The organism is Bacillus sp. FJAT-28004, assembly GCF_001280845.1.
GTDB lineage: Bacteria > Bacillota > Bacilli > Paenibacillales > Paenibacillaceae > Pristimantibacillus.
Genome location: NZ_LGHP01000001.1, coordinates 1 through 24295 on the forward strand (window position 1 = coordinate 1; position 24295 = coordinate 24295).

The window sequence follows — 24295 nt, forward strand, 5'->3', positions numbered from 1 at the left end:
CTTTAATTGGGATAATTATTCCACGGCAATTAACAATACTTATGGCCTTACGGACGATAATTCTAATTAATCATTGAGCTAACGGGGAACGTTAGTTTGGAATATCACGACTGCAACCGGCTAGGGCAGTACAATTCCAATATGTAGTACAATAGAGTTCGTCGAGTGGAAACATATCTAAAGAGGCTAAGCGAAGATAACATGTTACTAGTACAGCGTGAATGGGGTACACCGAAAATTTAGTCAGTTATTTCTTCCCTCCTGCGGATATTAAAGATATAGAGAGTTTTCAATATGAACATGGAATCATACTTCCTAAAGACTTTAAGTTGTTTCTTATGCTACATAACGGGGTTCAGCTATTCTGCCATCCTAAATATGGAGATGGGTTTGACATTTTTGGATTAAATGAGATATATCAGCATTATATCGAGTACAACTATAAGGAGCTAATACCGAGAGGATGGTTTCCAATCGGAAGTGAAAACGGAGATATGCTTTTTATCAATTCTAACGTGTATTCGAATGAACAAGCAGAAAACAACTACTTACTTTGGAGTAACAAGTTGTTTGTTGATAGTGCTAAGGAGATTGGTTTGAATTTCGAAAGATGGCTCGAAAGATTTCTGATGTACAATGGGGATTTATTCTGGGCTTGGGGTTCAAACGAGAAACCATATCATTATTATGGGAGATTAAAACAGCATATCTCCAATTGAGAAATTCTAAAATAAATACTCTTTAGATTTTGAGCTAGTGAGGAACGATAGTACAATAAACCGCCTTTTTTATTAGTCATAAATCAACATTGGGATTTAACATATCCTTATTTTATTGAGACATAAACCAATCGCGTAACCGGGAGCGGTAAAATCCATAAATTAAGCAGCTGTCGCAGTTCTTTTGCGCCAGCTGCTTTTTAATTGTCAATTCTTTGTCTCCTTTCGAATAGGAATAAACATGTACCTATTGTGAGGGGTGAGCGCATGTATTCAGCAGAAATTAGCCGTTCGAATCCGTCGTGTATCTTGTTTATTATCGACCAATCCGGATCGATGTCTGATCCGTTCGGGGCAAGCACTAAGTCCGAGAGCGTTTCGGACGCCATCAACCGGTTATTGCAAAATCTCGTTATCAAGTGCGCGAAGTCGGAAGGGATACGTGATTACTATCATGTTGGCGTAATTGGCTATGGCGCCGGTGTCGGTCCGGCGTTCGGAGGTGTTTTAGCGGGGAAAGAAGTGGTGCCGATTAGCGAAATTGCCGATAACCCATCAAAGCTGGATAAGCGTTTGAAAAAAGTGCCGGATGGGGCAGGAGGGCTGGTTGATCAACTCGTCAAGTTTCCGGTCTGGTTTGAGCCCGTAGCAAACGGGGGCACGCCGATGTGCGAAGCGATGAGAACGGCTCATACCGTTTTGACTCATTGGATCAGTGAGTACACGCATTGTTTTCCGCCGGTTGTCATTCATATCACGGACGGGGAATCGACCGACGGCGATCCGACACTTGAAATGGAACAGCTAAGAGCGCTATCGACGGATGACGGAAATGTACTGCTATTCAACCTGCACATTTCCGATAGTCCGAGCGCGGTGGAGCTCCGCTTTCCGGAAACAGCGGATGCACTGCCCGACGCGTATTCCAGGGTGCTTTACGAAGGCTCAAGTCCGCTGACGTCTTTTATGATCCGAGTCTCCAATCAGGAATACGACTTGAATCTTTCTGATGGAGCGAGAGGTTTTGTGCTCAATGCGGATTTAACTCTCGTAATCCAGGCGCTTGATATCGGAACGCGTCCGGCCAATCTGCGGTAGGGCTTTAGTTATGCGAATCGAAAGCGAATGTTTTTTATTGCCGAAGGGAGGAAATCGCAGCGATGAATACGAAGATGCCTCCCATAACAGCACACATGTTCACAAGGAGACGACAATTTGTAGATTCGCCATAGCCGATGGGGCTAGTGAGTCCTCATATGCTGACCTGTGGGCGAATTTGCTCGCAAGCGGTTATTGCTTTGGCAGATTCGGCGGTATGCAGATCCATAGATCAGTCTCCCCATTATCGAAAGCCTGGCAGAAAAAAACCAACGGCAAAAGTCTCCCCTGGTATGCGCAAGAGAAGCTCAGCAGCGGGGCGTTTTCCACATTAGCGGGGATCACGTTTCGATTTGCGATGGATGCCGAATCCGCGGCATTTGACGCGATCGCGGTCGGCGACAGCTGTATTTTTCATGTTCGAGGGGATACGATGATCGCCTCATTTCCTTTAAGCACAGCCGATGATTTTCAACGTCGACCGGTTCTCATCTCGAGTAACGCGGCCAATAACGTCCAGATTAAAGCGTTTGTTCACAAATGGAGCGGTACCGCCGAAGCGGGAGACGCGTTCTGGTTGATGACCGATGCCCTAGCCTGTTGGCTATTGACTCGTTACAAGGAAGATCGCAGCGTGATAAGGCTAATACATAAGCTAGCCGGCGAGCGTGACTTTAACCATCTCGTGCATGAAGAAAGACGGCGGCCTCACCGTGAAGGCTATTTCTATCTAAGGAACGATGACGTTACGTTCATTCGTCTAAAACTGGTTAAAGGGACGTGAGGCGATGTTCTGGCCCACTCCGCAGGATTATAGGGAAGTAATCCAAAATCCGCGTATCTGTTTCAAGGACCAGGATCTGCAGGCCGGCCACCCTGAATTGGATAAGCTCGGCCTGCCCCGTCCGATATCGGGAAGCTTCGCCAGCGTATACAAACTGAAGTGCGGTGAGCAAGAGTGGGCGGTCAGGTGCTTCACTAACAATGTAAAGGATCAGAAGATCCGTTACGATGCCATCAGCTTGCATTTACGCTCCAATCCTCTTCCTTATCTCGTCCCATTCGAATATCTTTCCGAAGGCATCAACATTAACGGTCAGTGGTTTCCGATCGTGAAAATGCAGTGGGTGGAAGGAGAGTCGCTGCTCGATTACATGGGGCGGAATTTGCATCGTGCCGACCTGCTGCAAGAACTCTCCGATAAATGGATAATAATGACCCGCGAGCTGTGCTCGGCCAATATTGGGCATGGCGACTTGCAGCATGGAAATATATTGATCAAGAAGAATGAAATCATTCTGATCGACTACGACGGGATGTATGTCCCCGCTTTAAACGGCATGCCAAGCAACGAGCTCGGTCATCGAAACTATCAACACCCGGGAAGGAATGAAGGGCATTTCGGCCCCTATATCGATCACTTTTCGGCATGGGTAGTTTGGATATCGATCGCAGCTGTTTGTGCCGATCCCTCATTATGGCATTCGCTTGAAGAGGGAGAGCCGGAGGAAAGCCTTCTTTTTCGACGGAATGACTTTGTTAGTCCAGATGCATCACGGGCGTTCGAATTGCTGGCGCTTGTTGAAGAAGAAGCGGTACGAAAGGCAGCAAACTCCCTTCGCGCATTCGCGACAGTGGAAGTGCCGGAGGTGCCTAGACTCCCCGATCCCGATTCGGAGGAGAAGGCTATGCAGCCTTCAAGCCTCCATATCTCGGCCTTCTCTAAAAATACGGCATTTAGAACTTCACTAACCGTCTTGTATGATCGGCTCTTAAAGCGGAATCCGCGGAAGGCTGTCGCCATATCGCCGCCAGAAACTTTGTATTCTGGTGGAGCGTCGTGGGTCTTGGACCATATTACGTTGGAAGCGACGCCGCACAAGAAGCGATCAACGTATTTGTTCTTGCAGGAAAGCTTCGTTTCCTACCTGATTTTACTCGCAGCAGCGTCAGCCGCGGCTACTTTGTACAGCAGTGCCCCGGTCGCAGCGCTACTCTTCTGTTCGATTATAGGTTTTGGAACGGAAATGGCCTTTTTAAGCTGGCGTTATGGGAAGGTTCCCGCCGTCCAGGAAAAGAGAGCCACGTACGAAAACATAAAGAGGCTGGAGCTTGCCCTATCCGAATTGAGAAGCGAACTGAACGAATTGAACGATATCAAACAAAATTTTAGTCAAATTGAAGAGGAATCGATATACGATTGCGTACAAAGGCTCGAAGAAGCGGTTTCTCGGGAAGGGCATGCAACGGAAGCGGTGGAGAAGGAGCTTCATATTCATTTAAGCGGGTTAGTTGGCGAAAGACGGACCATTGACCAAGAGGAAAAAACGGAGCTGTCCAGCAAACTGGCCTCGTTCCAAAAAACATGGCTGGAAGAGCAAATAATCAAACATAAGATTAGCCAGGATAAAATTCCAGATATCGACGATGAGATGAAACGCCGTTTAAGAACGAACGGCATTCGTACGCCGGCCGATTTTATGGACATTACGATCAATCAGTCCTATGGCCGCAAACAAATCGATAGGGCATATTTGATTTTAAAAAACGGCGGTTCGGTTCATGTAGGCATGAGCCGATCTCAAGCGAAGGCGCTGGTCGACTGGAAAAGAAAAATCGAACGCAGGTATCGAACTAAAGTTCCTGCAGTCCTTCCTCGCAGTGAAATCTCCGCCATAGCGTTAAAGTATAAGGATCGGAAGTCGAAATTAACCGATGCGGAACAAACGTATAAAACCGTAGCACAGGAAAGGTTAAATGTGATCAAGCAGGCCCACCATCCTGAGCTGGATTCCTTAACGAAGGAAGTGGAGGCTGCCAGAATCCGGCTTGAGAACGAGCTTCATCACTTTGATATGCAGATCGATGAACGAAGCAAACGCCATTCAGACAAACTCGAGGAATATCGCGATCTAAACAAACGAATGGAATCGTACATGGATGTTCATTTTGTAAGGTACGTAAAGCAAGTATTCCTGTTTCGAGGGTAAACTACCATCATCCTAAGATAGCATCCCCTTCCGGTAGCCGGGAGGGGATTGTTAGGTCGCCGCCAAAATAAACGACGAATAAGATAAGCAAACGAAAGAGGCTGGTAGATGGATGGATTAGATCAGTACCTAATGATGTGCAAAAAAAAATGACTGAAAAACAAATCGCTACACATAATGACCGACTTGCATTTATACCAGAAGGTACAATTAGCCAACAAAAAAGACCGATTCTTATTATTAAAAGTTATGAGAAGTTTAATTGAGAATAATTTCAAGAATCTAAAGTCGTTGAACTAACGAGAAACTATAGCTTAACAATCACCAGGACGAGGCTGCCAACATAAATCGGCGTCTCGTTGAGCTAACGGGCAGGATACGATAAAGCACCAGGTCAAAAAAGAGTGTTATAATTTTGGACGGAAATATTAGTTTGTCCAGTAAGTGGGGGGTAAAATGATAATAATAAATCACTTAGACACTAAACTATCAAGCCGATATGAGGAGCTTGACTCAAATCAAGATGGGAATAAGAATACTCAATTTGCTGACATTATTGTTGATGGCAAATCGATATACAATAGGCTCAGGAAATATGACATGGTCCCCGCATTAGGCTGGGGCACAAGTGATAATCAACGGCAAATGATTGATTATTTTCTTTTAAGGCAACCCCACGAATATTTGTACTACAGGTATCCCATTTTAGTTTGTCCTTTATGTGGAGATGAGGAATGTGGATTTATTTCAGTTAAGATTGATAAAGAGGGGGATATTGTCATCWGGAGAGATTTTATATTAGAAGGTGAGAATAAAAAAATAGACATAGGCCCTTTCTACTTTAATTGGGATAATTATTCCACGGCAATTAACAATACTTATGGCCTTACGGACGATAATTCTAATTAATCATTGAGCTAACGGGGAACGTTAGCTCCATAAACACTAAGACGAGGCTGCCGGCATAAAACGTCAGCCTCGTTGAGCTAACGGGCAGTTTAGTTTAAATAGAAACATCACGAATGTTCTTGATAATTATGCTATATTTTAATAAAAATTCACTCTAGAAAATGAGGGGGTAGTATTCTGAACAAGATCAAAATATTATTTTTTGCAATGTTTTTATTAGTAAGTATTTCAACAGCGTGTTCACCCAAAAAAACACCAACATTAGAAGAGCAATTTAAGAAAATTATGGTTGAAAACAACATTACTTTTGACTCTGTGTGGCATTTTGAAGTTAAAGATAATGTAGTAATCATTTTTTATGAAAAAGAGCAAACATTAAACGTAGGATTTATAAAAAATAATCAAAGTAAATGGGAATGGATAACTGGCAGTGGTTCTATTGACCTTCAAGAAGGTGGTTATATAGCAACAGCTGAAATGAGGCTTCCATTTTACATAACTGCTGTTGTTAAACCTAATGAGAATGTCCAAGGCATTTCTGTTCAAGGGGAATATGCAAAATTAGTACAGATTAATCCTAAAGATAAGGTTTGGTTTGCTTTTACTAATAGACCAGCCAACGGCAATGATATAAAAGAAATAAAATAATTTTTTGTTAAACTAACGGGATACAATAGTTGAACAAAAATGGAGCAGTTTGCTGCGGCAGCTGCTCCTTTCTTCGGTTAAGCTAACGGGCAGTTTTGCTGAATAGATCTGCTGAGTATGTGGAGCATCTGGCCTCTCACGGTTGGTTGCGGACAAGAAAGATTAAAAATCGTCAGGTAAAGGAGAAATCCGGCAGATACGATTGCGATTAAAAACTACCCATGACGCACATGCGTCATGGGTGGTTTTTAATCATTTTCATACGTTCAGGAGGGGGCCGTGGTGCAATAGCGATGTCCTAATCACTTCGTTGGACAGACAGAGTTTTGTGTAAAAATGGCCACCACCCGGGAACGGCCATTCTTCGTATACATTTCCGAACCGACTTACTTGACCGGCCCCATCCAGGTTGAAATCGTCTTCTGCTGGTGCGGCAACGGCGGTTTCAACTTCCCGTTATCGATCAAATGCTTCAAAATATAAGCGACCAGCCGGCCTCCGCCGGTATTGCCTCTCACCATGTAAGCAAGCTGCGGCTCCAAATGCTTCGGCTGATTTTGCAGGAACAGCTTGAGCATTTTATCGTAGAGCTTGCCGACAGCAGGCGCATACAGAGCGGACAAATCCGGCATTGCCTTGTTCAACCGATCCAACGTTTGCGGAGAGTCGATCCAAACCGCATTGAATTTGTACCCCTCCTCCGTCTTGCGGATGTACCCCTTCTCCAGCAGGAACGAATATTGCTCGCTGTTCTCTTCGTTGTCGGGCAGTTCCCCTTGTTGGAACGCATGACAAATCTCGACATTCCGGTATTCCAGGAAACGCCAATCCACCTGGCGGTCGCTCCAGTACGTATTGAATTGCCACAAGTATAAGGGAGTGTCTTCGACGTAGCGGAGCGACGGACCGAAGGTGACGTAACTACTCAAATCAAAACCCGGATCGGCATTGCGGCTCCGGTTCAACGCCGCATAGGCAATATACTGCCCTCCGTCCTTTCGCATTGGTGCGACCGCATCGAAGTTGTCGCCCGCCGGCATGCTCCGCCAAGATTGCTCCTCGACGTTCTTGGGCAGCAAGGTCCAGAGCAGGAAGTTATAGTCGCCGTCCGGAACGTACACTCCGCTATCCTCGACTTGCCGGCGAACTTCCATTAATGCGTCGAAATGAACATCGGCCACTTCGGCGGCGCAATCTTGCCAGAATCGATGACCGGCTACGACCAACTCGAAGAGGTCCCAGACGATGGTATTGCTTTGATATTTGCCGGGAGAGGTTTGGATGAGAAAATTGTAATCGGCCAGGTGCCGGACTTCGCCTTCCAGCAAAGACGGCGGCATTCCGAGCTCCTCCGCGATTTGATGTACGGTACGCGCCTTGTGATAAGCCGCGTAAACGATATTTTGCGCCAAGGCGCGTCCAAGAAAATCGTTGGTTTCGCCCAGTCTGCCGGCCGAACCGGAATGGCCCATTTCCCCCATGCTGACCGGATTGACACTTAAAGTTCCTGTTGCACGCATACGTTTCATCCCTTTTCTTAACTCCTTTTTGGCCTCGCTCAAATGCCACTTCACCGTGTTGACAGGAATGTTCAGAGCAATCGCGACATCGCCGATTTTAAGCTCGTCGTAGTAATGCATGACCACGATCCGGCGATGGATGTCGGACAGAAACGCGACTTCCCGGCGCAGCTCGCGGTAAGCTTCGGTTACCAGCAGCCGGTCAAGCGGCTCCCGGGAAGGGGCGGCCGACAGTTCGGACATGCCGTTGATTTCGATCGCTTGGGGAGCGTGCGCACGCTTTTTCAACCAATTCACCCAAGTGTATCGGGCAACCGTCCAGACGTAAGCCTCAAGGCATCTAATGTCCCGCACCCCGGAGAAGGATTTCAACAACTGCAGCATAATCTCCTGAGCCAGATCCTCCGCCTCCGCCCGCTGCTTGACCCGGTTCAACGCAAAACCGAAAATCGGCTTGACATAATTCCGAATGGCTTCCGCCGCTTCTTTTCCGTTCTTCCCGATTGAATCCATCTTTTTCCTCCGTAGTTGTATCTGTAATTCCTGACAATCAAATAGTGTGCCAGGCGAAATAAAGGTTGGGATATTTTCAAAAAAAATTTGGACGTCCTACCGGATCACTCATACATGTATAATTACAAACATCATGAGTAGGTCATTTGAATGGTTAAAGAGACGTTATGAACTTTTTGTTGAGTATATTGGAAAAGAATTAAACAAGCTGAAGATTACTTTAGATGTAAAGGTCTCACTTTTAGTATATAATGATACTTTTTTCCGTTCAACTAAGGGAGGATACAAATTAGGAGCACGAGCCGAAGTTCTTCTTCGGGTACTTGGGGTACTCCTTCGTTCCGTAGGTAAACCAGGAGTGGTCTCGATTAATTATTCAAATGCATAATAGAGGTTCATTAAACTAACGGGGAACTCTAGTTCAATACAATAGATTAAAACCTCTCATTAGAAGCAAACCTAAATTTATTAGGTCTAATGGGAGGTTTTATTATGATTTTAGTTGAATTGTGGAGACTGTATGTAGCCGATAAGCAGATTCAGGGATTTAGTCCAAACACACTAAAAGCATACGCCTTGCAGCTAAAGATGTTGGTTTCTGAATTTGGCGATCTTGATATTACAGAGGTTACTCTACAGTTGCTAAAGGAATACTTGGCGAAGCAATCCGGCCGCTTAAAACCAAGCAGCTTGGGCCATCGTATTCGCTATGTTCGCTCTCTTTTTCGCTTCGCATACGAAGAAGCATATCTTGCTTCAAACCCTTCTCTAAAGTTAAGAGAACCAAAAATGGATAAGCGTATTCCAAAGTTTTTAATCGAGGAAGATGTGATTCATTTAAAGATCTCTTGTCTATCCCTGCGGGAACGAGCTCTCCTTGAGTTCCTGCACACTACCGGCTGCCGGGTTGGTGAGGTTCAGAAGATAAATATTGAAGACCTAAATTGGGACAATTGCTCTGCGATTGTCAATGGTAAGGGTTCGAAACAGAGGGAAGTTTACTTCACCACCAAGTTCAAGGTTTGGTTGAAGAAGTATCTAGTCAGTCGAGAGGACTCCTGTAAGGCGTTGTTTGTGACGGAGTCTTATCCTACCCGTCGTATGGCTATCCCCACTATCAGGTGGTCATTAAAGCGGCTTGCAGTTCGAGGAGAGATTGAAGCTAATGTATATCCGCATCGATTTCGCCACACCTATGCTTGTCAACTGCTGGATAACGGAGCGCCTTTGGATTTCATCCAAGGCATGCTAGGTCATGAGAAAGCATCAACCACTCAGATATATGCTCAGCTACGTGGAGAGCGGAGACGTGAGCTATATCGCCGTTTCTTTTAGCATATAGTACCTTGTTGACCCATTAATTAACGGTACTTTATTCAGAATATTAGCGGCAGTTACTCAACTAAAGGGCAGGATAGTTTAATGGATGCGCGAAATATTTAAAATGTTGAGGTGTTTGCGAAGTTCGCAAGGAGCATGACCTGATAATAAAATAGGTCTAGTTTTCAAGGAGGTAAAACATGGATTACACTTCACCGATTGAAGCGGCGTTAAAGGTGAAACGATGGCCTAAAGATACCATAGCGGCGGGTCGTCGTCATACCGTTGGTCTTAAATCGGACGGAACGGTGACGGCTGTGGGTGATAATAAATATGGCCAATGTGATGTAAGCGGCTGGCGCGATATTGTGGCGGTTGCGGCTGGTAATGTTCATATGGCGACGAACACGGGTAATGCTCATACAATCGGTCTTACATCTGACGGCACGGTGACGGCTGTTGGTTGGAATAAGCATGACCAATGTGATGTAAACGACTGGCGCGATATTGTAGCGATTGCGGCGGGTTGGCGTCGTACCGTCGGGCTTAAATCGGATGGCACGGTGGTGGCTGTAGGTCGAAATAATGAAGGCCAATGCAATGTAAGCGACTGGCGTGATATGGTGGCGGTAGCGGCGGGTGACTGGCATACCGTCGGGCTTAAATCGGACGGCACGGTGACGATTGTGGGTAATAATCGGTATGGCCAATGTAATGTAAGCGACTGGCGCGACATAGTGGCGGCAGTGGCGGGTTACCTTCATACCGTCGTGCTTAAATCTGACGGCACGGTGGCGGCTGTGGGTTGGAATAAGCATGACCAATGCGATGTAAGCGGCTGGCGCGGTATTGTGGCGATAGCAGCGGGTAGTAATCATACAATCGGGCTTAAATCTGACGGAACGGTGGCGGCTGTGGGTAGGAATGAGCATGGCCAATGCAATGTAAGTGGCTGGCGCGATATTGTGGCGGTTGCGGCGGGTTGCGCTCATACTCTCGGCCTTAAATCGGACGGCACGGTGGTTGCTGTGGGTGATAATGGATATGGCCAATGCGATGTAAGCGGCTGGCGTGGCATCCAACTGCCCGGCAATTAGTTTTCAATATTAATAATACATATAAAGCCTTAAGTCGGTGGGGCGTCGTGAATACGGGAATGTTACGAGAAGGTATTAAACTAACGGGCAACGATAGTGTAACAATCATCAGGACGAGACAGCCGGTATGAAACGGCAGCCTTGTTGAACTATTCCATCTATTAGCTTATCAATATTTATTTATTAGAACAAAAAGGAAAATGCTATACTAATAAATGAATATGACAAAGAACCGAACCGTACCGTCCCAAAGATATCATGATAGCTCTACCTTCATATATGCTCTAGCTCAAGCTAAGGGTGATGGATGTTGATAAATAGCGGTGAACGGAGAGTGAGAAGCGTTGAAAATAAAGGTCATTATTGCAGATGACAATCCCTTTATCCGCGAAGGCATGAAGATCATACTGGCCACCTTCGATGAGTTCGAGATATTGGCGACGGTTCAGGATGGTCAAGAAGCCGTGGATTTCTGCCGGGAGAATGAAGTAGACGTGGCACTGCTCGATGTGCAGATGCCCAATATGAATGGTGTGGAAGCGACCAAACTGATCTCCGAGCAGACAAGAACCAAATCACTAATCCTGACCACGTTCGATGACGAGGCGTTTATTCTCGATACATTCCGCAACGGGGCGAAGGGATATCTGCTCAAGAATAACGAACCGGAGCGGATTCGGGATGCCATTATAACGGTATACAACGGACATAATGTGTTGCAGGATGCTGTGCTGGATAAGCTGAAATCTAGTTTGCTACCGGACAAGGATAAAGATAAGAAAGAAGATAGAGGGAGTAAGATCGATAGAAGTTTATTCACGGATAGAGAGCACGACATTATGTCCCTCATCGCAAAGGGGCTTTCTAATCGTGAAATCTCGAAGAAGCTGTTCATCTCAGAGGGCACCATTGCCAACCACATTACTTCTATTCTAGGCAAGAAGGGTCTTACGCATCGTACACAAATCGCGATTTATTTTCTGACCGGGGAAGTGAATTAAATGACGGAGAGGGGAACCCCTTTAGAACTCTGGACAATGGGCATAAAAGCGATTTTCTTAAGCTATGTGGTCATTCAATCCTATGTATCTGTAGGTTCGATTTCACCATGGTATATGTTGTTCATCCTCCTCTACCTGTGTTTGAATATTTCCATTCATATCGCTAAAAAGGTTAGTATTACGACGATCGTGCTTTTGCTGTCCATGCTGGTTATCGCAGCGTCCTCGTCATACATCCAACCCTTATTTTTACTCCTGTTGCCTCTGAACATATACGAGCTATTCACTATATACCTGCGTAAACGCGGAATTATTCTATTTCTCATGCTGGTTCCACTATTGTTGCTGTCTCAAGAATCTCAAGCCATATCGGTTACATATGGTCTCGTTGCGATGCTAAGTTTCCTCTACTACCTCTTGCTAAACACCTACATAAGCAAAATTGCAGACCTCAAAGAGGACATAGAAAATAGAAACGAACATATCCAGCTGTTGACTAAGAGTCTAAATGAGAATAAAGAATATATTAGACAGTCCGATTATACGATTAAGCTGGAGGAACGTAACCGACTGTCCCAGGAAATTCATGATAAAATCGGACATTCGATGACGGGTGCTTTGATCCAGATGGAAGCCTCGAAGCGCTTGTTCACCTCCGATCCGAACAAATCGGCGGAGTTGCTGCAGAATGCAATCCATATCTCCAAGGATGGGATCGAGAGTATCCGCCTTGTGCTTAAGAATATGAAGCCGCCGACAGAGCAACTCGGAATGAATCGAATGAAATTATTCATTGATGAATTTTCAGCGAAACATACGGTCAGGACCTCTCTCACCCATGAAGGTAATGTCGACATCATTACTCCAATCCAGTGGAAGGTCATTCAGGAGAACACCCAGGAAGCGTTGACCAATGCCATGAAATATTCAAACGCTACTTTCATCTCCATCCATATTGAGGTCCTGAGAACCTTGATTAAGGTCGAAGTATCGGACAACGGCAAAGGAGCGCAGAAGGTGATAAAAGGCTTAGGAATAATCGGCATGGAAGAACGCGCAGCAAGCGTAAATGGTACGATTATTTTCGATGGCTCAAGAGGCTTCAGTGTCACTACATTAATTCCTCACGGATAAGATGAGATTTACGATGATTAGATAGGAAGATTCTCAGGGGTTAAGGATGAACTTGTGCACTGTCACAGGGGCATCCTTTTTTATTACAATTACATTATCCTAAAGACGAAACGGGAGTGTTACGGATGAATGTACTTGAAATTAAGCAGCTTACGAAGAAATTTGGGGATTTTATTGCTGTGGACAATATCACGATGTCTGTGAAGGAAGGCGAGATATTCGGATTTCTGGGTGCGAATGGAGCAGGTAAGAGTACGGCCATTAACATGATCGCCTCTCTGCTTCGGGTTACCAAGGGTGAAATCGAAGTTCTTGGCAAGAGTATCGCTAAGCATAGCAAATTCGCGAAGATGAACATAGGGATTGTGCCGCAGGAAATGGCTATTTATGAGGATATGACAGCTTACGAGAACGTTCATTTTTTCGCCGGATTATACGGACTTAGAGGGGCCGAGCTAAAGCAGCGTGTGATCGAAGCTCTAGCATTCGTAGGACTTGGCGACAAGCACAAAAGCTATCCCAAAAATTTCTCAGGCGGCATGAAGCGAAGATTGAACATAGCCTGTGCAATCGCCCATCGGCCAAAGCTGCTTATCATGGATGAGCCAACGGTGGGGATTGATCCGCAATCTCGCAACTATATTCTTGGTTCCGTGAAGAAACTGAATGAATTGGGCTGTACGATCATCTACACCAGCCATTACATGGAGGAGGTCGAGGAGATTTGTACAAGAATCGCCATTATCGACCACGGCAAGATCATCGCGGAAGGTACGAAAGGTCAATTAAAGGCCATCATTACGAATCAGAAAAATATAGGTATCGAGGTCCGCTCGGCGGAAAATCTGGATAAGAACAAACTGGAGGGAATTGCTGGCGTTAACCGGGTGGAAGTGGAGGACCGAATCGTTAAGATCACCTCTGATTCCGAGGTCAATAATTTGAACCGGATCATCCAGCAGTTGATGGCGGACGATATTGAAATACGTTCAGTGGAAGAGAATGAGCCTAGTTTGGAGACAGTGTTCTTGACATTGACTGGAAGAAGCCTGCGGGACTGATAAGAAAGAAGGGATAAGGAGGCGAAGGGGAAATGAATGTATTCAGAATAATGCTCAAAGAGTTAAAGGTTATGCGCGATCCCAAAATGCTTTTGTTCTTGGTGGTTTCTCCGCTATTAACCATGCTTATTTTGGGAACGGCGCTTACGAATGCTTTTAATGGCAGTTTAACGGTTGGAGAGATCAACGTACTTTATAAGAATAATAGCTCATCGAGTGAGTTATCCAAATATTGGAATGACTTCGCGGGGCAGATGCGTCAAGCCGGCATTAAACTCGAGAAGGCAGACGAGAAGACGGATGGGAAGATAGAAGTGAAGAACAACCGCTATGCGGGTTACGTCGAGATTTCGGACAGTGGGCTGAAGTATTACAGCAGTAGTCAAAGCTTGATTGAAAGCGATATTGCTAAGAGTGTGCTTACAGCTTTTACAGATCGTTACCGATTGGCGGCTGAAGTAGTAGGTACAGACTCGGAGCAAGCGGATGCGATCATGACCGGAAGCGGCGGTGAAAGCTATGTGGTCGAGGAGTCGCTGAATGCCACAAGGAAACCTGGAGCTATGGACTATTTCGCTATAGTGATTACGACAATGATTATTTTATACAGCGCCTTGACGGCCGCACAATTAATAGACGGTGAACGCAAAAGGAACACAGCTGTTCGATTACTTGCTTCACCGGTGACGAAAATCGAAATTTTCGCGGGTAAATTAGCGGGGCTTGTCGTGCTGAATTTAATACTCACAATTGTCGTAGTGCTCATCAGTAAATACATGTTTAATGCCTATTGGGGAGAAAATTTGGGTCTAGTGTTTCTAACGCTCTTTACTGAAATCATTTTCGCTGTGAGCTTGGGACTCGGGTTCAGTTATATTATCAAAGGTAACGCATCAGGCACTGTTGTTATGATTATTATCCAATTGGCTGCTTTTCTCGGCGGTTCATACTTCCCGGTCGATAAGGCTACGGGAATCATGGCAACCCTCTCTTCTCTTTCTCCGCTGCAATGGTCCAATGCAGCACTTATAGAAATGATATACGCAGGTAGTCTGTCAGCAACGGTTAACGCCATGCTGTTAAATATCGGCTTCGCGGTCGTCTTGCTTGGTATCGCATTAACGATGATGCGCAGAAAGGAGGGATTGTAAAATGAGAGACACGTTATGGCTTATCCGGAAGACATTTATTTCTACCTTTAAGAACTATTTGAATCTATTTATATACTTCGTCTTTCCTGTTATGGGAATTTTGCTCGCGACACTAGTCCAAGGAGGCTCGGGAGTAACCGATTTGAGAATGGGCATTGTTAATCATGATGGAGGTCAGACGATAACACAGGGTGTTATCGATTCGGTGGGCAGACAGGATTCCATGCTTGTAAGTGAGATTAAGGAGAATGAGATAAAAGAGCTGGTTGCTGCTGGCGAGCTGGATGCAGCAATTATCCTTCCCGCAGGTTTCGCACAGAGCTTGATTGACGGCAAGCCCGCAAATGTTAAGATCGTATCCATTAAGGGGGCGCAGGTTACCGGACATGTGAAAGCATCCTTGGATCAACATATTAACAATATGGTTTCGATCGGCAAGGTGGTTAAAGGAGATAAGGCTAAGTTTGATACCCTTTATGAGGGATTTCAAAAAACAGACTTCAGATTATCAGCTGAGAAAGTACAGGATCAATCCGTAAATTACAACAAAACCAATCAATCAATAGGTTACTTGCTCGTCCTCATGCTGGTGTCCGCTTCGAATTTATCTGGAATTCTTATTAAGGAAAGAGAGAATAGAACCTATTATCGCCTTTTATCCTCACCGATCAATCCTAGAACCTATGTCTTATCTAATATCGTCGTTAATTTGACTATGATGATGCTTCAGATTGCGGTGACACTGTTGATCATGATCAATATTTTTCATGTTGATCCGGGTATTCCTTTTTGGAGCATGTTCCTAATTCTTGTGTTATTTGCACTAGTGGCAATAGGTTTATCGCTTGTAATCGTGGCATTCTCAAGCAGCTCTTCAGCAGCCAGCGGCATGCAGAATATGATCCTTATTCCTAGCAGCTTGCTATCTGGATGTATGTTCCCGCTTGCATTAATGCCGACAACCATGCAGCAGCTCGCGCATTTTCTTCCACAATATTGGCTTCTGGATACCTTTAGCAACCTACAACAAGGAGTATCCATGGGGGCATTATCCTTGAACCTGATCATTTTGATTGCTTTTTCCGTGGCCTTATCTTTAATAGCCGTCTATAAGTTTGGCAGGAACAATGATACTCGAAGCTATATTTAAGAAGCTATTCCCGCTATCGCAGTCCAGTATGTGGTTATGATAAAATGGATGAAATCCTTCAAAAATAAGGAAGTGTTAAACAATGAATTTCGAATTGGTTATGCAGGAACTTGAAGCTCTCGGCAAGGAACGAACCAAGAAAATATACGTGTCCAATGGCGCGCATGAACCGCTTTTTGGTGTGGCTACAGGCGCAATGAAGCCCATCGCCAAGAAAATTAAAAAAAACCAACTTCTGGCTGAGCAACTTTACAAAACGGGGAATTACGACGCCATGTACTTTGCCGGCGTAATTGCAGACCCAAAAGCAATGACTGAAGCTGATTTTAACCATTGGATAGATTCGGCTTATTTTTATATGATTTCCGATTATGTAGTGGCAGTAACCTTGGCAGAAACAGATATTGCACAAGAGGTTGCTGATAAATGGATCGAAAGCGGCGAAGAGTTGAAAATGTCAGCGGGCTGGAGTTGTTACTGCTGGCTTTTGGGTAATCGACCAGACTTTGAATTTTCCGAAAGTAAACTTGCCAATATGCTTGAAATTGTGAAAAATACGATTCACGATTCTCCCGAACGAACAAAATATGCTATGAATAGTTATCTTTACACAGTGGGGGTATCCTATTTGCCTCTCCATGATAAGGCGGTCGAGACCGCGAAGGCAGTTGGCCCAGTAGAAGTCAAACGGGACAAGACAAAAAGCAAGTTTCTACTCGCTTCCGAAACTATTCAAAAGGCAGTAGATAAAGGGCAAATTGGTTTCAAACGTAAATATGTAAGGTGTTAAACTATCTGATGCAAGTGGGGCACCTGATAGTTGTGCGAGCCATTTGCTGAAAGAAAAATATAGAAACCGGCAACACCAGTATAAGAACTGGTGTTGCCGGACCCTAACGTTCCCTCGTGCTCTTAGCCGAATGATTTGCCGGACGGAAATTCCCAGCGCCGTAGCTCCCTCAATATTTGTCATATGTCCATTAATGACTTTCTCCACCACAAGTATCTTCTTCATTTCTTCTCTGCTCAATGTAATAGTCTCCTGACCGAAAGTGATATTCTCTCAGAAGAACGAAATTTTTATTCCAGTTATTGACGTATTTCCAATTGAATGATAATATCTACCTAAAGTTAAATCCTTTAAACTTTATACGCATTTGTAATTGATTTGACAACGGCTTGAAAAAACAAACCATTTGTCGGACTTTATCAAAAAATGATTAATGGCTCAATGTGTTACCTCAAGGTTTTAATATTTTTTTGGCCTGAAAGTTAAATGCTTTATACTTTTGCTGAGATAGGTGGAGATATTAGGATGATTAAAACAAAAGGTTTGCAATTGCTGGTGATTGTGCTTTTTTTCGGTATCCTATTTCCTACTCATTCATCGGGGGTTCAGGCAAGCCAAGCACCATTTGGAACCGAGATTATTGTGCGGACGGTTAACCAATTTAGAAATATCACTGATGTAACCGCATTCATTCAAAAGGCTGTTCAGTACAATGTGGATATTATCAGTATGAATGTGAAGCAGGATGAAGACGATGAAGTGCCTTCGGGTCATGTATTCTATGACAGTGCGATTGCCCCGATTGCCGCCGGATATGAGAACTTCGATGCGCTTCAGCATGTGATCACGCAGGCGCATCAGAATGGTATCGAGGTTCGCGCATGGATACCCCAGTTCCATGATCAGGCAGCATTTCTTGAGGATCCGAGCTGGCAAATGCATGCTTTAGTTGACGGCATTGTAGTACCCTTTACAGGCTCGAATGGCAATGAATATTTCGTCAACCCGATCCATCCGGATGTTCAAGCTTATCAACGCTCGATTATTGAAGAGGTCGTAAGCAACTATGATATCGATGGTGTTGTACTCGATTGGTTGAGATTTGACAATTACAACATGGATGTAAGCAGCTACACGGTTAACCTATACGAGAGTATATACGGATATTCCCCGCTCGATATTGACTTTGCTGCAGATTCTACACGCAGGAATGAATGGAACGAATGGAGAACGGATCAAATAGGCGGTTATGTGCAGGATGTTCGCGATGACATCGACCAGATTAAAGCGGGTATGGAGCTAGGTGTTTATATTTTGCCGCCGGAATTCACAGAGGTTGGTCAGAATGTTGCGAAGTTCAAGGATGCCATTGATTTTGTTGCCCCGATGGCTTATTTTGATGATTGGGAATTTGATACGGAGTGGGTCTATGGTGCCAATGGGATTTTATCCGATACATCGTCTCTTGCTGGTCCTGGAGTAACAATCGTGCCAACGCTGGATAACGATTGGACAGCGAATGAGTATCAGGAGGTATATGGCGGCATTAGAAATCACTTTCCTCAAGTGACTCATCTCTCCTTCTTCTCCTATGGAGCATGGGATGAGACCGTGCTAAGTGATATTAATACACGAAGGACCTGGCCTGCTGCACAAGACTATGAAGCGAATATTCCGACTGAATGGAAGGCAAGAAATATCGGATTAAAGCCAGGAAGTGCTAACTATAGCGGAGGGGCCTTCACATTGTCAGGCACCAATTCAGATATATGGGGTAATGAAGATCAATTAAACTATATCTATCAATCTCTGCAAGGGGATGGATCGATTGTTGCTCGGGTCACTGGAATGAACAATATGGATGGTTGGGCTAAAGCAGGCGTTATGATCCGTGAGTCGCTTGCTGTGGATGCTAAACATGCGGACATGATAGTAACTCCTGCGAATGGAGCTGCATTTCAATACCGAGCAGCTAATCAAGGGAATACGGTTGATCATACCATAGTTGAGACTCCTCCATCGTGGTTAATGCTGGAGCGCAGCGGCAATCTGTTCACAGGCTCGATATCCACGGATGGGGAGAATTGGACGGCTGTGAGCAGCGCCTCAATCGCAATGGGCAGTAATGTGTATATAGGCTTGGCACTGAGCAATTCGGGCAGCGCGACCAATAGTCAAGCGATAATCGATCATGTCTCGCTTAGCGGCGACTTGCCTGTACTGTGGAAAACCACGGATATTAATTCGACTACAGGAGCTGCCCTTTACCAGTCAGGGACCTATACCTTATCGAGCAGGGACTCAGATATATGGGGTGCCACAGACAAAATGCGATATGCCTATCTTCCGTTGACCGGTAATGGTTCGATTATAGCTAAGGTTTCCAATATGACAAATATGAACGGATGGGCAAAAGCGGGTGTCATGATTCGTGAGACTTTGGGAGCCAATGCGAAACACGTCGACATGCTTATCACACCTAGCAATGGAGCATCGTTTCAATACAGGCAGGCCACTGGAGGCATTACAATGGACACCGTTACTGCCGTATCCTTGCCGCGCTGGGTTAAGCTGGAGCGAATAAATAATCAATTCATAGGCTATATCTCCTCGAACGGGGTGAGCTGGACAGAGGTTGGCAGACGCACATTGACCATGAATAGCGGAGCTTACATTGGGCTCGCTCTTAGCAATCCAGGCAGTTCTACCACCAATCAGGTTTTGTTCAATCAGGTCCAAATTGTGAGATAAGCTGCTGATTATAGGATACACAACGTTGAACATCCATCCAGGATTGACACAATGCTGGATGGATGCTAGCATCACATTGGAATTAAAAGGATTTAACTTTAATACACGCCAAAAGGAGAACAACATTACAGTGAATATACATGATGTGGCAAAAAAATCCGGCTTATCTGTTGTAACGGTTTCTCGAGTAATCAATAATGCACCCTCTGTTCGTGAAAAGAACAGGGTGAAGGTATTAAAGGCTATGGAAGAAATGAATTATCAACCCAACTCCGCTGCCCAAAGTCTGATTCGAGGAAAGACCGGAATTATTGGCATGACCATTACGAATCTTAATGATTCATTTTACGATAGAGTGATTAAGGCTGCCAATCGGAAATTAGCTGATCAAGGATACTTTCTAGCCTTGTCTATATCGGAAAGTGAGGGAGATGGGGACACCAGCAATTTCTTATTTCAGAAGGACAGGGTGGATGGCATTATTGTGCTGTCCCCTATTGAAGAAGAAAGTTATATTGCCGAATTAAAAAGAAAGAATATTCCATTTGTATTACTGGATAATCAAGAAGAGCATGATGATGTATCGAGTGTGGTTGTAGATAATTATCAAGGTGGATATGAAGCGACGAAGCACTTGATAGATCTAGGTCACACGGAGATCGCCCATATTGGAGGACCGACACTGTTCTTGAGTGTGAAGGAGCGAAGAAGGGGATACTTGCAAGCCTTATCCGAAGCAGGGCTAACTCCGTTTGCTATTGAGTATAGTCAGTTTACTGTAAGTGATGGTTATAAGGTAGCTAAGAAATGGATAAGAGATGAGAGCCTGCCGACGGCCATATTCGCAGCAGATGACTTCATTGCACTTGGTGTTATCCATGCTCTAAGCGAAGAAGGGCTAAGTGTACCTCATGATATTTCAGTTGTAGGTTATGATGATCAGGTGCTTGCTGCTGGATTTTTCCCGAGATTAACGACCGTCAGACAACCTGAAGCACAATTAGGCACTCTCGGTGTTGATCTGCTCCTGAAGCATATTAACGGTACGATTCAGGAAACGACAGTCACCAAGCTTAATCCCCAATTATTGATTAGAGAATCTACAGCTTACTTGAGAAAAAAATAAATCAATTTAAATAGGAGTGACTATTTGCTTGAAATATTATATGGGTATTGATGCAGGGGGAAGTAAAACCTATGCCCTCATCACTAATTCCGAGGGAACCATTCTGGGTATGGGGAGAGGAGGAAACGGCAATCACCAAAACAATCGTGATCAAGCGGAAGAAAGCCTGCAGAGTGCAGTCTCACATGCACTAAGGCATGCCCAATTAACCGCTGATCAGATCGAATTTGCATGGTTTGGGCTTGCTGGTGCAGACAGGGAAAGCGACTATCGCATCTTAAGGCCAATCATTCAGAAGATGAATCTTCCGAATACAGATATTTCATGTGATACGTCAATAGCGCTTCGAGCAGGAACGAATCAGCCTTATGGTGTTGTTCTCATATGTGGAACTGGGGTAAATTGCTCGGGAATAAACAGGAAAGGCGAATCCTTTCAATGCGGTGGATTCGGCTATATGTTCGGTGATTTTGGCGGAGGACAAGATTTGAGTATAGAGGTGTTTCGCAGCGTGATACGTGCCTGGGAGGGCAGAGAGGAAGAAACGCGCTTATCGAATTTGCTGATTAATAAATTAGGTTATGAAAGCGTCGAGGTGTTAAGGGATAATTTCCTTGATCACTCCAAACATTTGCCTGTCGAAATCGCAAGATTGTTGTTCGATGCCGTGCAGCAAGGAGATGAAGTGGCCAGACGAATCCTGATGAAGCAGGGAGAAGAATTAGGATTAGCGGCCGCAGCAACCATAAATCGATTGGCAATGAACGAGGAGACATTTGATATCGTCTTGGCAGGCAGTATATTGACACGCGGCGATCAGTTCGGGCTGCTGCGAAGTATCATTGAAAGAAAGGCTAAGCAAGCGGCACCTCATTGTTCGATTACCCTATTAAATACGGAGCCGGCGGTCGGTGCTCTTATTCTAGCCATGGAGAGCAGTGGTGAAGAGGTATCACCCGATATCATGAATAATTTGACCAAACTTAAGATAAATAGTATTCGAAATATTCGAAATATTCAAAATACTAATTAAAGGAATGATCAGTATGAAAGGAAATTTGAAGCTGGTTGTCATTGGCGGCGGATCGTCCTATACCCCGGAATTGATCGAGGGTGTTATACAGCACCATGGACAGCTGCCTATCGGAGAGATTTGGCTGGTGGATATTGAAGCAGGGGCTGCAAAGCTGCAGATCATCACAGAATTGAGCAAGAGAATGGTTGAGAAATCCAAACTTCTCATTGAAATCCATGCCACCACGGACCGCAGAAAAGCGATTGCAGGAGCAGATTTTGTATGTACGCAAATTCGAGTTGGCATGTTGGAGGCGCGGAAATGGGATGAACAAATCCCGCTGAAATATGAAGTGATTGGTCAAGAAACTACGGGGCCTGGCGGCCTGATGAATGGCTTGCGAACCATTCCTGTCATTCTCGACATATGCAGAGATATGGAGGAGCTTGCCCCAGACGCTTGGCTGTTGAATTTCACTAACCCTGCCGGTATGGTGACAGAAGCGGTGCTGAAGCACTCCAACGTGAAGAGTGTGGGGCTATGTAATTCGCCGATTGGCTTCCAGAAATGGCTGGCAGAATTTTTCGAGCTTCCCTCCGAACGCATATATTCGGAATTCGTGGGGATCAACCATTTGCACTGGGTATCTGACGTATTCGTTGATGGAGTGAGCCGCATTCAGCAATTAATCGATTATCCGCAAACGTATCATGCCAGCAATGTTCCTTATCAGGATTGGAGTCATCGATTTCTCAGTTCTTTGAAAGCGATTCCATCCTATTATTTGAGCTATTACTATAGGACGGATGAGCTGCTGCAGGAGCAGAGAGAGGCGGGTCGAACTAGCGGTTCGCGGGCGGAGGTTGTTCAGCGTTTGGAGAATGAGTTGTTCGAGCTCTATCGTGACCCCGAGTTGGCCGAAAAACCGAAGCAATTGGAGCAAAGAGGAGGAGCGTACTATTCAGAAGCTGCGGTGCTGCTGATGAAGTCATTACACAACGATACAAGAGATATTCAAACCTTGAATGTGAGGAATGGCAGGATCATAGATTTCTTGCCGGAGGACGCTTCGATCGAAGTGAATTGTGTGGTGACCAAGCAAGGTCCCATTCCGCTGCCCCTGTCCAAGATTCCCGAATCCATTAAGGGAGTGCTTGCCGCCGTTAAACAGTGTGAAAGCTTGACCATCGAGGCCGCAGTACATGGTGATCATGGTCTAGCTTTGCAAGCCATGGTTCATCACCCGTTGGTTCCATCGGTACATATCGCAGAACAGCTGTTAGACGAAATGATGCAATGCAACCAAGCCTACTTACCTTTATTTCATTCATCTAATCCTGGCAAAGGAGTGAAAGGCGGATGAAAATCAACGCAAAGCCATCTAGACGCAGCTTATTTATGAAACAATGGGATCTTCAATCCATGGTAATACCCGGAGTCATTTTCGTATTTGTATTCAGTTATATTCCGATGTATGGAGTGTTAATGGCCTTTCAGCAATATGACATTTTCGCTGGGATTTGGGATAGTCGTTGGGTCGGCTGGACTAATTTCCGTCTATTTTTCAATGCTCCGGAATTTTCCAATGTGCTGCGCAACACAATTGCCATTAGTTTGTTGAAGCTGCTCATTTCTTTCCCGGCACCGATCATTTTGGCTCTCATGCTCAATGAGATTGGAAATATGGCTTTTAAACGTATCATTCAAACGGTCAGTTACCTGCCTTATTTTCTATCCTGGGTCATTGTATCCGGCTTCGTCGTCTCATTACTATCGGTTGATAACGGTACAGCCAACATTCTTCTTGAAAAAATGAATCTCATAGAGAATCCCATAAATTTTCTATCCATACCTGAGTACTTCTGGACGATTCTAGTAAGCGTCAACGTATGGAAGGAGGTTGGGTTTGCAAGTATTGTCTACCTAGCGGCCATTGCTGGAGTGGATCCAACGCTGTATGAAGCAGCATCTATAGACGGAGCAAGCCGATTTAAGCAAATTTATTTAGTCACACTGCCATGTATAACCCCGGTTATTATCATCTTCATGATATTGGCGATTGGCGGGATACTTAGTGCGGGATTCGAAGATATTCTGTTGCTAGCCACCAATCCCATCCTCAGAGAATATTCAGATGTCATAGATACCTATGTTTATCGTGTAGGCATTCAAAATTCACGGTTCTCTTACGCGACAGCTGTTGGTTTGTTCAAGTCCATTATTAGTGTTGCTTTATTGTTAATAGCGAATAGATTGGCACGCAAGGCGGGAGTTAGTCTGTGGTAATTCATACTGCAATATA

At 44.8% G+C, this 24295-nt stretch carries 20 protein-coding genes; 19 read left to right on the forward strand and 1 reads right to left on the reverse strand.

Annotated features, from left to right (window positions below):
- Nucleotides 1-221 precede the first annotated feature (221 nt).
- The 6 genes from AC787_RS35250 to AC787_RS00030 all read left to right on the forward strand — a co-directional run bounded on the left by AC787_RS35250 (nucleotide 222) and on the right by AC787_RS00030 (nucleotide 6364).
- Complete coding sequence (locus AC787_RS35250; RefSeq protein WP_054022907.1) at nucleotides 222-719, forward strand: SMI1/KNR4 family protein; 498 nt, start codon at nucleotides 222-224, stop codon at nucleotides 717-719.
- A gap of 267 nt (nucleotides 720-986) precedes the next feature.
- On the forward strand, nucleotides 987-1817 hold the full coding sequence (locus AC787_RS00010) for a vWA domain-containing protein (RefSeq protein WP_054022908.1): 831 nt from the start codon (nucleotides 987-989) through the stop codon (nucleotides 1815-1817).
- A 10-nt stretch (nucleotides 1818-1827) separates the two neighbouring features.
- Entirely contained in the window at nucleotides 1828-2601 is a 774-nt protein-coding gene (locus tag AC787_RS00015) for a hypothetical protein (RefSeq protein WP_054022909.1), read from the forward strand.
- A 4-nt stretch (nucleotides 2602-2605) separates the two neighbouring features.
- Entirely contained in the window at nucleotides 2606-4807 is a 2202-nt protein-coding gene (locus AC787_RS00020; RefSeq protein ID WP_054022910.1) for a hypothetical protein, read from the forward strand.
- 456 nt (nucleotides 4808-5263) lie between these two features.
- On the forward strand, nucleotides 5264-5716 hold the full coding sequence (locus AC787_RS00025; protein ID WP_054022911.1) for a hypothetical protein: 453 nt from the start codon (nucleotides 5264-5266) through the stop codon (nucleotides 5714-5716).
- A gap of 207 nt (nucleotides 5717-5923) precedes the next feature.
- Nucleotides 5924-6364 carry a hypothetical protein gene (locus AC787_RS00030; protein WP_152970550.1) on the forward strand — a complete coding sequence of 147 codons (441 nt, stop codon included), beginning with the start codon at nucleotides 5924-5926 and terminating at the stop codon, nucleotides 6362-6364.
- Between the two features lie 386 nt (nucleotides 6365-6750).
- Here the strand turns inward: AC787_RS00030 and AC787_RS00035 are convergent, their stop codons facing one another.
- Nucleotides 6751-8397 carry an RNA polymerase sigma factor gene (locus AC787_RS00035; protein ID WP_054022913.1) on the reverse strand — a complete coding sequence of 549 codons (1647 nt, stop codon included), beginning with the start codon at nucleotides 8395-8397 and terminating at the stop codon, nucleotides 6751-6753.
- Nucleotides 8398-8889: 492 nt separating this feature from the next.
- Here AC787_RS00035 and AC787_RS00040 point away from each other — a divergent pair, with 492 nt between their 5' ends.
- From AC787_RS00040 to AC787_RS00100, 13 genes are all read left to right on the forward strand, one after another.
- Nucleotides 8890-9732, forward strand: a complete 843-nt coding sequence (locus tag AC787_RS00040; RefSeq protein ID WP_054022914.1) for a tyrosine-type recombinase/integrase — start codon at nucleotides 8890-8892, stop codon at nucleotides 9730-9732.
- 185 nt (nucleotides 9733-9917) lie between these two features.
- Nucleotides 9918-10814: an RCC1 domain-containing protein gene (locus tag AC787_RS00045; RefSeq protein WP_054022915.1), complete on the forward strand. Its 897-nt coding sequence runs from the start codon at nucleotides 9918-9920 to the stop codon at nucleotides 10812-10814.
- 344 nt (nucleotides 10815-11158) lie between these two features.
- Nucleotides 11159-11815 carry a response regulator transcription factor gene (locus AC787_RS00050; protein WP_054022916.1) on the forward strand — a complete coding sequence of 219 codons (657 nt, stop codon included), beginning with the start codon at nucleotides 11159-11161 and terminating at the stop codon, nucleotides 11813-11815.
- Nucleotides 11816-12949, forward strand: coding sequence for a histidine kinase (locus AC787_RS00055; protein ID WP_054022917.1), 1134 nt, complete (start codon nucleotides 11816-11818; stop codon nucleotides 12947-12949).
- Between the two features lie 125 nt (nucleotides 12950-13074).
- Nucleotides 13075-14010: an ATP-binding cassette domain-containing protein gene (locus AC787_RS00060; protein ID WP_054022918.1), complete on the forward strand. Its 936-nt coding sequence runs from the start codon at nucleotides 13075-13077 to the stop codon at nucleotides 14008-14010.
- Between the two features lie 32 nt (nucleotides 14011-14042).
- Nucleotides 14043-15161: an ABC transporter permease gene (locus AC787_RS00065; protein ID WP_054022919.1), complete on the forward strand. Its 1119-nt coding sequence runs from the start codon at nucleotides 14043-14045 to the stop codon at nucleotides 15159-15161.
- A 1-nt stretch (nucleotide 15162) separates the two neighbouring features.
- The gene (locus AC787_RS00070) at nucleotides 15163-16311 is read left to right on the forward strand and encodes an ABC transporter permease (RefSeq protein WP_054022920.1); all 1149 of its coding nucleotides are present in this window, start codon (nucleotides 15163-15165) and stop codon (nucleotides 16309-16311) included.
- A gap of 82 nt (nucleotides 16312-16393) precedes the next feature.
- On the forward strand, nucleotides 16394-17101 hold the full coding sequence (locus tag AC787_RS00075; protein ID WP_054022921.1) for a DNA alkylation repair protein: 708 nt from the start codon (nucleotides 16394-16396) through the stop codon (nucleotides 17099-17101).
- A 525-nt stretch (nucleotides 17102-17626) separates the two neighbouring features.
- Nucleotides 17627-19852, forward strand: a complete 2226-nt coding sequence (locus tag AC787_RS00080) for a family 10 glycosylhydrolase (protein ID WP_054022922.1) — start codon at nucleotides 17627-17629, stop codon at nucleotides 19850-19852.
- Nucleotides 19853-19877: 25 nt separating this feature from the next.
- Nucleotides 19878-20978 carry a LacI family DNA-binding transcriptional regulator gene (locus tag AC787_RS00085; protein ID WP_321166091.1) on the forward strand — a complete coding sequence of 367 codons (1101 nt, stop codon included), beginning with the start codon at nucleotides 19878-19880 and terminating at the stop codon, nucleotides 20976-20978.
- Between the two features lie 28 nt (nucleotides 20979-21006).
- The gene (locus AC787_RS00090) at nucleotides 21007-22011 is read left to right on the forward strand and encodes an N-acetylglucosamine kinase (protein WP_054022923.1); all 1005 of its coding nucleotides are present in this window, start codon (nucleotides 21007-21009) and stop codon (nucleotides 22009-22011) included.
- Nucleotides 22012-22024: 13 nt separating this feature from the next.
- Entirely contained in the window at nucleotides 22025-23356 is a 1332-nt protein-coding gene (locus AC787_RS00095; protein WP_054022924.1) for a 6-phospho-beta-glucosidase, read from the forward strand.
- Nucleotides 23353-24279 carry an ABC transporter permease gene (locus AC787_RS00100; RefSeq protein WP_054022925.1) on the forward strand — a complete coding sequence of 309 codons (927 nt, stop codon included), beginning with the start codon at nucleotides 23353-23355 and terminating at the stop codon, nucleotides 24277-24279. Before AC787_RS00095 ends, AC787_RS00100 begins: the two co-directional genes overlap by 4 nt.
- Nucleotides 24280-24295: the final 16 nt, after the last annotated feature.

Coding starts and splice junctions, on each gene's coding strand:
- AC787_RS00080 (WP_054022922.1), top strand. CDS start 17,627: ATGATTAAAACAAAAGGTTTGCAATTGCTGGTGATTGTGCTTTTTTTC.
- AC787_RS00070 (WP_054022920.1), top strand. CDS start 15,163: ATGAGAGACACGTTATGGCTTATCCGGAAGACATTTATTTCTACCTTT.
- AC787_RS00065 (WP_054022919.1), top strand. CDS start 14,043: ATGAATGTATTCAGAATAATGCTCAAAGAGTTAAAGGTTATGCGCGAT.
- AC787_RS00040 (WP_054022914.1), top strand. CDS start 8,890: ATGATTTTAGTTGAATTGTGGAGACTGTATGTAGCCGATAAGCAGATT.
- AC787_RS35250 (WP_054022907.1), top strand. CDS start 222: ATGGGGTACACCGAAAATTTAGTCAGTTATTTCTTCCCTCCTGCGGAT.
- AC787_RS00100 (WP_054022925.1), top strand. CDS start 23,353: ATGAAAATCAACGCAAAGCCATCTAGACGCAGCTTATTTATGAAACAA.
- AC787_RS00030 (WP_152970550.1), top strand. CDS start 5,924: ATGTTTTTATTAGTAAGTATTTCAACAGCGTGTTCACCCAAAAAAACA.
- AC787_RS00075 (WP_054022921.1), top strand. CDS start 16,394: ATGAATTTCGAATTGGTTATGCAGGAACTTGAAGCTCTCGGCAAGGAA.
- AC787_RS00045 (WP_054022915.1), top strand. CDS start 9,918: ATGGATTACACTTCACCGATTGAAGCGGCGTTAAAGGTGAAACGATGG.
- AC787_RS00010 (WP_054022908.1), top strand. CDS start 987: ATGTATTCAGCAGAAATTAGCCGTTCGAATCCGTCGTGTATCTTGTTT.
- AC787_RS00015 (WP_054022909.1), top strand. CDS start 1,828: ATGCGAATCGAAAGCGAATGTTTTTTATTGCCGAAGGGAGGAAATCGC.
- AC787_RS00095 (WP_054022924.1), top strand. CDS start 22,025: ATGAAAGGAAATTTGAAGCTGGTTGTCATTGGCGGCGGATCGTCCTAT.
- AC787_RS00035 (WP_054022913.1), bottom strand. CDS start 8,397: ATGGATTCAATCGGGAAGAACGGAAAAGAAGCGGCGGAAGCCATTCGG.
- AC787_RS00060 (WP_054022918.1), top strand. CDS start 13,075: ATGAATGTACTTGAAATTAAGCAGCTTACGAAGAAATTTGGGGATTTT.
- AC787_RS00055 (WP_054022917.1), top strand. CDS start 11,816: ATGACGGAGAGGGGAACCCCTTTAGAACTCTGGACAATGGGCATAAAA.
- AC787_RS00020 (WP_054022910.1), top strand. CDS start 2,606: ATGTTCTGGCCCACTCCGCAGGATTATAGGGAAGTAATCCAAAATCCG.